We start from the raw sequence: 8,511 nt of genomic DNA, 5'->3' as shown, positions 1-8,511 counted from the left end.
ATTTTTGCCCATTGTTGGTCGGTAATTTCATAGCGTCGCATAGTGCAAAGTTGCCAAACAGACCTATTTTTACCTAATTGTCAACACGCCCTAGGACCCAGGTGAATAAACCACCATCTTAAAAACCATACATACCAACCAAAACCGAAAGTTGCTCGCCCGTAATCCAGGTGGCATCATCGGAAGCCAAGAATACGGCCGCTTTCGCAATATCTTTGGGCTGGCCTCGGCGACCAAGTGGGGTGTTGGCAATAAACATTTTTTCAATCGGTTAGGCAAATATTCGTTCATTAACCAAACGCTCTTTGATTCAACCCATCGCCGTCCACTCCCACATCCAGACGTTAAACTATAAATATCGTTTGAATCGGATCGCCGAAGCGACCGTGATTTTGTGCACTATTGGAAGAAGAACCCCTATATCTCCAGTAAAGTTTGATAGCAATGTGATACCTATATCGTGAATAGAGTCTCACTTGAATCCACTCCAGCGGAGAAAATCACTGGATTTTGCCTTACTAACCACAACAGGACTACCAATACATGGATTAAGCCATATACCGATCTTTCGAGCAGCTAAGTATTCTATACTTTCTATAGTTTGACGATGAATTATAAACTGACGATTAGCTCGATAAAAGGTGATGGGATTTAGTAGGTGCTCTAATTCATCGAGCGTTTGGGAAAGTTGATATGTATTTTTTAGGGTCTGAAGTATAACAAGTTCTTCCTTTAGGTAAATATACCTTATGGATACAGTAGGAATTGTCAGCAGTTTGGTGCTTTTACTGACGGTTATATAATCAATTTGTTTAGGACGGGACGAACTAGGACCAGGATAATTTGTTCGCTTGGCAAACTTTTCCAGACTACTGATTAACTTCGGGGCTGTAATGGGCTTGAGAATATAATCAATTACGTGACTGTTAAACGCATCTAAGGCATAATTTTGGTAGTTCGTGCAGTAAATGACGGGGGTGGGTAGTTGGAGGTAGTCAAAAATTTCTAAACTTATGCCATCTTTCAGCATAACGTCAGCAAGAATCAGGTCGGGAGCTGGCTGACACTCTAACCAACGAATAGCCGCCTGAACGGTAGTAAGTTTAGCCTGTATATAAACGGGGAAGGGAAGCTGGTGAATCAAATGTTCTAAATGTTGGGTAATCTTCGGCTCGTCTTCCAGAATAATAATGGTCATAAAACAGTTTGTAAAATAAGGGTCAATTTATCAAGCTGACCTATCCCAGGATATTAATCAAGATCTAAACTGAACCAGTATTTGGTCGAGAAAAGAAGAGTTCCACGGCTGTCCCCTCACCAGGCTGACTGGTAACAGCCATTCGGCCTCCATTTAAGGTAAGAAACTCCTGGGCTACGACTAATCCAAGTCCCGTACCTTGTGGTGACGGAGCATCTCCTACCGTCTTCATCCCAATTCCGGTGTCTGCTATCCTAACTATCGACTCATGATCAATCGTCTGATAATCAATCGTAATCTGGCCCTCCACAGGAGTGAATTTACAGGCATTATGGATGATATTGCGCAGTATGATTTGTGCCTGCATCTGATCGACAAAGGCCCAGTGCGGTCCTTCACCCAGTTCAATTTCCAGCGCTTTCTGAGTGATCATCGGCTCAAACAGCATCAATTCATGCTGAATCAGCGTAGCCATGTCCACTCTGCTTGGGTTTGTCACCAACAGATGATTCCGCTGGATAACTGACCAGTGCAATAGATTATCCAGGGTAGCGTATACGGTATTCACACTAAGATTAAGCTGAGTCAGCTGGCGATTGAAAAGCCGCTGATCAATTGATGGTTGGCTTAACTGCCTAAGGGTGGTCCTAAGGTAAAGAATGGGCGTGCGCAGATCATGGCCAATTACAGAAAACAACGTGTCCTTGACATTATTCAGATCACGCAGATGCTGGGCTTGCTGTTGAATTTGTTGGGTTTGTTTCTGAAGGGTCTCTACATGCTTATGGGCCGTTTTAGCGGCCCATACACTACCAATTGCCAGTAGTAACAAGCTAAAAGCCAAGCCCCCGATAATCCATTGTCGTTGGCGTGTGCGTACCATCTCAAGGTGGTTAAGGGTCATTTCCTTTTGGAGGAGGATCATCTTATGGTTTTGCCTTTGCAATTCACTCCGGGCTTCAAGATTCGCCAGTGCTATGTTTTTGTCAACTTGTTTCAGACTGTCGCTGACCAATTTTTGCTCTTTTAACAACCAGTAAGCATTTTGGAACCGCCCCCGCTTTTGCTGAATACGGATTAAAATCTCAAGGATATCCGTTAATTCAGAGGGATTTGCCGCTCGAAAATTAGGCAAGATTTTATTGATCCATTGAGTGGCTTCGCCTAATCGATGCTGGCGTTCTAATAGAAGGGCTTGGACGCGAAATAAATTACCAGGCAAAATAATACCTGCTTTTTTATTAAGTTCAATAGCGTGAGTCAAAACGGCCTGAGCCTCGCTGAACCGGTTTTGTTGAAATAGATTGTTGGCAATAGCATAGTAACTTTGACTTACGTAATTCACATCTTTATTTCCTTGGCTCAAGATGCCTGCCAGCGCTTTTTGGTGGTAAATAAGGCCACGAATATAGTTCTGTTGCAAGTCGTAGTATTCACCTAAGTTAGCATAGACTAAAATTAAATCGCTGGGAATTTTGTATCGTTGAGCTAATGAAAGCATATTTTCTAATGTTGCAAAAGCCTTTTTTTTATTTCCTCTTTTAGCATAATAAGTATATAGAATGGCATAGTTGGATACATCGTAGTAATGATTATTAATGTGATTGGCATAGGCCAGATTTTGCTGAATTTGTTTATATTCTTCAACCTGCATATCCCGGTGAGCGTAAGCACGTGCCAGCCTATATAAGGCCAAAGCAGTCTCTTTCTTTAGAGAAGTTTGTTGCAGATAATAAATAGCCTGCTTTAAAATTGTAATGACCTGTGGATACTTTTGTTGATGTTGGGTGAAATCCCCCGCCTGAGAATAGAAACGGGCTAAATAAATGGGATCTTTCGTTCGATGAGCTAGTTGAAATCCCCGTTGCATGTAGTGGGAACCCAAATCAAATTGTTCCAATTCCCGGCATCGATTTATCAGCAGTGTTAGTAAACTAAGCTGAGTAGTGTCCTGGCGTGCCGCCTGTAGCTGGTGAGTTAGCTTGGTAAGGATAGAATCTTTTCGAACGGGGGAAGAAGCTGGTTTAGTTTGAGCGAATACTGAAATGAAGCTACTTACCAATAATACACAGAACAAAGCGGAGGTGAATCCTCTCATATAACGATGTATGAATTTAATTGGATGATCATGTTTTTGCTAACTTGTATTTATAGCAATCTAAGACAGGAAATAATAAGAATAACGGTTCGCTACAAAATGAAACACCATTTAATATATTTTACCATTTTTGCCCGCTTCAATCTCTTATTTGCCCGTCTCAGTCAAATATATTTTTTTCTTAAATTACTTATTATCTCTTTTGCCATATGATTATACCTGCTGGATATAGGTATACCGGAAATAGTTACTTCTTGCAGAACTACAGATGTATTTAACAAAATGAATCAACCTCGCACAGCTATGACTCTATTTGCGAAAAATATACGCCTAGGTAAAAACTTTGATGCTTTTTTTGCTAAATGGATGGGCTTTACTAGCCGAATTTATGACTTAAAGTCATAGATAAATTACAATACTAGATAAGACAATCAGCTAAATCAGCAGTATACTAGCTTGATTAGTTATTACTACTAATGTTGTAATTAGATCCAGTTGATTCGGCGTATATAGGGCATCGTTAGTTGGATTAGCTCAGGTTTATAACCTATTTTATCAGTGTTGGAGACTTGTTTTTTCGGCAAAAATGATACGCTGACTAAATACAAATTCAACGATCGTTGGTACGTTATAAGCGTACGTTACCGGTTTTTGTAGCCATTTTCATGATGCGAAGCCAAACTTACCTACCGGTTTGTAAATAGTCGGTTGCTAACGGCAACCCACTTCATCTTATACCCAAATCAGCCAAAAACAGACTCCTAAAGCGGAATCAACACTTACTATGTCTACTTTTCTCACCGATGAAGCCCTCATTCGCACGGGCCCAACCGAACAAGACAACCCCAGTTTTGAAACTCTCTATACCCGCTACGTGGGCAAAGTCTATGGCAAATGCCTTTCCATCACCCGGGACTCCGAAACAGCCCGGGACTTTACCCAGGATATTTTTCTTAAAGTATTTCAGAAGCTGGACACTTTTGAACACCGCTCCAGTTTCTCGCACTGGCTTTACACCGTCGCCTACCACTACTGTATGGATCAGCTTAAGCTGGCCAAACGCTTTCCCCTGTCGGGGTTGACTGACGAACTGGCCCAGCATATAGGAGACCTGGAAGCGGGAGATATTCACCCTGAAATAGGGCCACTGCTTCATCAAGCGCTGGCCACGCTGTCGGCGAAAGAGCAGGCCCTGCTCCGGATGAAGTACGAAGAAGGGGTCAGTGTGGAGGAGATTGGTCAGCTTGAGGGCCTAGGTAGCAGTGCTGTCAAGATGCGGCTAAAGCGCAGCCGCGCTAAGATTGAAGCCTACTTTAAAACCCATGCCCAGTACTAGTTCTGACGGCCCAGACAGCGTTGCGCGGGTAGGGAATTATTACCAAGGTTAAACGTACCGATCGACGGTGAAAAAGAGCCATCTAACCCCCTTTTGCTATGGTACTTGTGTTTTTTTTTAGTCGCAGTCCCAATGGACATTACCAGAAAGGTAGTTTTGGTGATCAGGACTTGGCCTCCAGTCTGGATATGCTCTCGGCCCTGGTCAGACAGGGCTGGCAACTTCTCCGGGTACAACTAGTAGATAGCCCAGATAGCGCCATCTGGCTACCCGTGGAAGCCTTTGACGGAGCGCCCATACAGGAATCCATGAACTGGCTACAACAGCAATGGGAAGAGCTACTCTATCAAAGCTAACCTGGGTTTAGTCAGTCGATAAGCTCACTCAATCGATGTTAGAGCAATAGATTCACCGAAGATAATCGTAATTAAAACCCAACATCTATACTACCCAGGTTATTACAATATAGATTTCTATCACGGACTTTTGATGAAGAAAAGAGCGCTGCATAGAATAGGTATTTGTAAACCAGCCATGCGCAATAAACGCATGGATAGCTAGCCATTGCTTATGCCCAAGGGGTACAGAATTTAATTTTAAGCATGGGTAGCTCATTCCCTGACCAGCCACAGGAGCCCAATGTCAGGGTCGTAGCCACCAGGCCAATTTCTTCTCGACGGCGGCCAATGATGAGCTGAAGTTGTCGATGGGCAAGTTTAACATAGTACTCGGAAGCCAGTAGTTCATAATGACACGCACTTCCCCAAGCATGGCAACTTACTCAAACCTCAATAATTCGAAGGATATAGTTTTACCTAAACACAAAATTCTTTGCCATAATAAATAATGATTATTAAGAATTAAAAAAGAAAAGAAGTAGAAATAAAAAAAATGGTTCTAATATTATAAAGTTGATAGAAAATACTACGTCAGTATATTATACTTAACCAGGCTAAAATTCCATAATTTAAATTATAAATTTCACAATAAAACCACCTAATAAATTAAACATTAAAAAACCATCTCTCCTTTTATGAAAAATGTTTTATCAAATTACTCAAACCTTAATTCAACGATTCCCAATAAGATTCATTATTTATGGTCGCTTAGTAGCGTTCATAAAATGGTATCCTTTTCGGACTTGTTTGGAGTGCTAATTTTCGTACTTATATTTTCTCAAATATCTCCTGCGCAAACGTTACCTGTCTTACCTAGCCCTGATCATGACAAAGTCCACAATGCTTTCATTACAGGAAAAGTCACTGTTAATGGCACTGGAATTTCTGCCATGCTGGTTAAGTTAATCAAAGTAGGGACTTCTAGCCAGGTTAGTTACGATCTGACCAGTGCAACAGGAGAATACACGCTTTCGGGTAATTCTGGGGACTCCTATGAGGTTCGAGTCGAATATCCAGTCGATGGCTTTACAACGGCCTATACGCCTAGCAGTTTTATCGCCACGTCTGGTACACAAAGTTCGCCATCAGGAGAGATTATTTTAGAAAGAGTACCCAATACGCTTACTAATTGCAATGTCCTTCCTAAAAGGCTAACCGATTGGACGGCTACGTTGAATGTTGATAAACCTCAGCCTATACTAGGCAATACAAATACGCTTACAAAAGTGATAGTTTACAGCTCTGCAATAGCAGAAAATCCTACCATTGACGTTCTGGCTACTACAGTCTCAACAATCAGGAATTTAAGGATAGGTACTGAAATTATTTTAAGTGGACCAGGGGGCTATTCAGGCGATATAATGGCTGAGAAGATATTTGCTGGCCCTACAGCTTCACAAAATATTAATCTTGAAAGTGGAAGTAGTCTTAACTACTACAACATTTCTTCGGGGACTACTTCAGCCTACACATTTCCGGGTGTACCACCAGTGGCTTATACGGGTACCGGATCTGTAGCTTTCAATGTAGAGGCATTTGCTTCAAAAACCATAACTACCAGTGGAGGGAACACATCCAGTTCTGAAGTTACTCAAGGGAACGCTGGGGTCTGTTTGGTTTATGTTTATAACACAAACCCACTGCCAGTTAAATTGATTTCTTTCTCAGCGTCAAATAAAGATGGAGGACCTGTAACACTAAAATGGACAACAAGCCTTGAGACTGACAGTGATCGATTCGAAGTTCAGAGAAGTAACGATACAAAAGGCTGGGAGCCTATAGGTGGGCTTAAAGCTACTAACTCTGGTGAGTCAATATCAAATTATGTATTTTATGACAACAACCCTTTTTCTAGTGTTTCATACTATCGATTGAAAATGATAGATCTTGATAGTAAGTTCACATACAGTCGTATTGTAAGCGTCAATAATTTAATTGAACCAAGTTTCACAGTGTATCCTAATCCAGTTGTAAATGGCGTTTTTAGTTTTAAGAGTATTGATTTAACCGAAATTAGTCAAGTGAATATCTCTTCTTTGGATGGTAAATTGGTTTTATCCAAGGAAAAGGTTACAGAAAGTGGGATAAATACCGAAAGTCTTTCAAAGGGACTTTATAGCGTGCAAATATTACTAAAGGACGGGAAAACTTATGCGTCGAAGCTTTTAATAAAATGATTGATTTTATTATGATATAGGTTATCAATTTTCTAATCAAAAAGGAGCCAGTAGTAAACTGTCTGCCATCTTTCTTTAAGAGCACGGGTCTTTTAAAGAAATTAGAAGAGCTGTATTCCCTCGCTAAAAATAGGGTGGTGACATCGTATGTCACCACCCTATTTTTTTCCTGTCATATTTCTTTATATGGTTGCTTTTCGTACAGTTGGGAGGTCCATGACCAACAAGAGCCTTGGGGTTTGGGGCAAGTCGTGTTTAATGGTGATCGAGTAACTTTCACCAAAATGTATGCAAAAAAAGAAAGATGAAAAGAAGCAAAACATCAACCAACTAGACCTCTTTCAAGAAGACACTTTAAAATTTGACCGATAAGAAAGATATTGGCCTATCCCCATCGATCTCTGCCAGAGACGACATCTCCCTAGGGATAGGCCATACCACATACTAGCATATGTTAGCCCCAGGTTGATAATTTGAAGCTATCCGAGGCTTTAAAAAATTTAGTAAAGTATGGTTACTGAAAGGGCTAATCTTCTAGAGGAGCCCTTTTTCGTGTCCTAAGGCCACGGGATTTTTTAGCCATGGACCCGTCCCAACTGTGTCAGTTATTCCGACGTTCCCATTAGACGAAATTGTATCAAGTTCGATGAGTACAGGGAACTTGTCAACGAGTCTACATGTCTATTGTCTTAGTCCCCTATTAACTGGACAGATTTTCTGAAAAGGCGGCAGCCGCTGCTGTTGTGTCGTAAACTACCTGTGCTTCCTCTCATTTCTGTTGAGGTCCGGGCCGTCGGTGCGGTTACGAAGCCAATCGAACGATGAAGCCGGTGATGCGGGGCCGCCCGTGCGGTTGTAATGGGAAAAATAACGCTTTAATAGGTCTTTAGCGGCTTCGGCCGTCCGATTCATAATAGCTGCCAAACTCATTTCGTTCGATGACATCATATTCCAGAATGCTGTGAAACGCTTCGATGTACGAGTTCTCTTCAGGGGTAGCAACGTGTGTAAAACGCTCCGGCGTCCCGGTCCTGCTTGATCTCGGAGCTTTTCAAAAAATTACGTACAGAGTGGGCGATGAATTGGCTGCCGTTATCATTGCGCAGAATGACGCCTTTCAGTTCATGGCCCTGGTTAATTCGTCGAAAAAGATTGATTAAGTCGATTTGACGAATAGTGCCTTGGAACAGCCAATCCAGGATTTTGCGGCCGCTTCGGCCTTTAGATTTGAGCCAGTGTAAAATTCCAAGAATGTCCTACCTTGGAAAGCTCTCAGAATGAGAGTAAACCAGTGCCAGTGGGGA

7 protein-coding genes are annotated in these 8,511 nt (G+C 41.8%); 3 read left to right on the top strand and 4 right to left on the bottom strand.

The features are described 5' to 3' along the window. Nucleotides 1–118: 118 nt before the first annotated feature. The 3 genes from ACYVEA_RS33945 to ACYVEA_RS33935 form a co-directional block, all read right to left on the bottom strand. Nucleotides 119–259 (bottom strand): SDR family oxidoreductase, encoded by a 141-nt coding sequence (locus ACYVEA_RS33945; protein WP_461117827.1) that lies wholly within the window; start codon nt 257–259, stop codon nt 119–121. Between the two features lie 213 nt (nt 260–472). After that, the gene (locus ACYVEA_RS33940) at nt 473–1,198 is read right to left on the bottom strand and encodes a LytR/AlgR family response regulator transcription factor (protein ID WP_461117826.1); all 726 of its coding nucleotides are present in this window, start codon (nt 1,196–1,198) and stop codon (nt 473–475) included. 64 nt (nt 1,199–1,262) lie between these two features. Then, nucleotides 1,263–3,296 carry a tetratricopeptide repeat-containing sensor histidine kinase gene (locus ACYVEA_RS33935; RefSeq protein ID WP_461117825.1) on the bottom strand — a complete coding sequence of 678 codons (2,034 nt, stop codon included), beginning with the start codon at nt 3,294–3,296 and terminating at the stop codon, nt 1,263–1,265. A gap of 784 nt (nt 3,297–4,080) precedes the next feature. Here ACYVEA_RS33935 and ACYVEA_RS33930 point away from each other — a divergent pair. The 3 genes from ACYVEA_RS33930 to ACYVEA_RS33920 all read left to right on the top strand — a co-directional run bounded on the left by ACYVEA_RS33930 (nt 4,081) and on the right by ACYVEA_RS33920 (nt 7,207). Further along, complete coding sequence (locus ACYVEA_RS33930) at nt 4,081–4,632, top strand: RNA polymerase sigma factor (RefSeq protein WP_461117824.1); 552 nt, start codon at nt 4,081–4,083, stop codon at nt 4,630–4,632. 98 nt (nt 4,633–4,730) lie between these two features. Beyond that, the gene (locus ACYVEA_RS33925; protein ID WP_461117823.1) at nt 4,731–4,988 is read left to right on the top strand and encodes a hypothetical protein; all 258 of its coding nucleotides are present in this window, start codon (nt 4,731–4,733) and stop codon (nt 4,986–4,988) included. A gap of 677 nt (nt 4,989–5,665) precedes the next feature. Further along, a complete protein-coding gene (locus ACYVEA_RS33920) occupies nt 5,666–7,207 on the top strand; it encodes a T9SS type A sorting domain-containing protein (protein WP_461117822.1) in 1,542 nt (513 codons plus the stop codon). 753 nt (nt 7,208–7,960) lie between these two features. Here ACYVEA_RS33920 and ACYVEA_RS33915 read toward each other — a convergent pair. Further along, nucleotides 7,961–8,155: a hypothetical protein gene (locus tag ACYVEA_RS33915; RefSeq protein ID WP_461117821.1), complete on the bottom strand. Its 195-nt coding sequence runs from the start codon at nt 8,153–8,155 to the stop codon at nt 7,961–7,963. Nucleotides 8,156–8,511: the final 356 nt, after the last annotated feature.

It is taken from the genome of Spirosoma jeollabukense (genome assembly GCF_054777855.1).
This window is presented reverse-complemented; position numbering and strand designations above follow the sequence as displayed.

What these genes read in the sequence shown, in the direction of transcription:
- ACYVEA_RS33940 (WP_461117826.1), bottom strand. Translation starts at nt 1,198, where the DNA reads ATGACCATTATTATTCTGGAAGACGAGCCGAAGATTACCCAACATTTA.
- ACYVEA_RS33920 (WP_461117822.1), top strand. Translation starts at nt 5,666, where the DNA reads ATGAAAAATGTTTTATCAAATTACTCAAACCTTAATTCAACGATTCCC.
- ACYVEA_RS33930 (WP_461117824.1), top strand. Translation starts at nt 4,081, where the DNA reads ATGTCTACTTTTCTCACCGATGAAGCCCTCATTCGCACGGGCCCAACC.
- ACYVEA_RS33945 (WP_461117827.1), bottom strand. Translation starts at nt 259, where the DNA reads ATGTTTATTGCCAACACCCCACTTGGTCGCCGAGGCCAGCCCAAAGAT.
- ACYVEA_RS33935 (WP_461117825.1), bottom strand. Translation starts at nt 3,296, where the DNA reads ATGAGAGGATTCACCTCCGCTTTGTTCTGTGTATTATTGGTAAGTAGC.
- ACYVEA_RS33915 (WP_461117821.1), bottom strand. Translation starts at nt 8,155, where the DNA reads ATGATGTCATCGAACGAAATGAGTTTGGCAGCTATTATGAATCGGACG.
- ACYVEA_RS33925 (WP_461117823.1), top strand. Translation starts at nt 4,731, where the DNA reads ATGGTACTTGTGTTTTTTTTTAGTCGCAGTCCCAATGGACATTACCAG.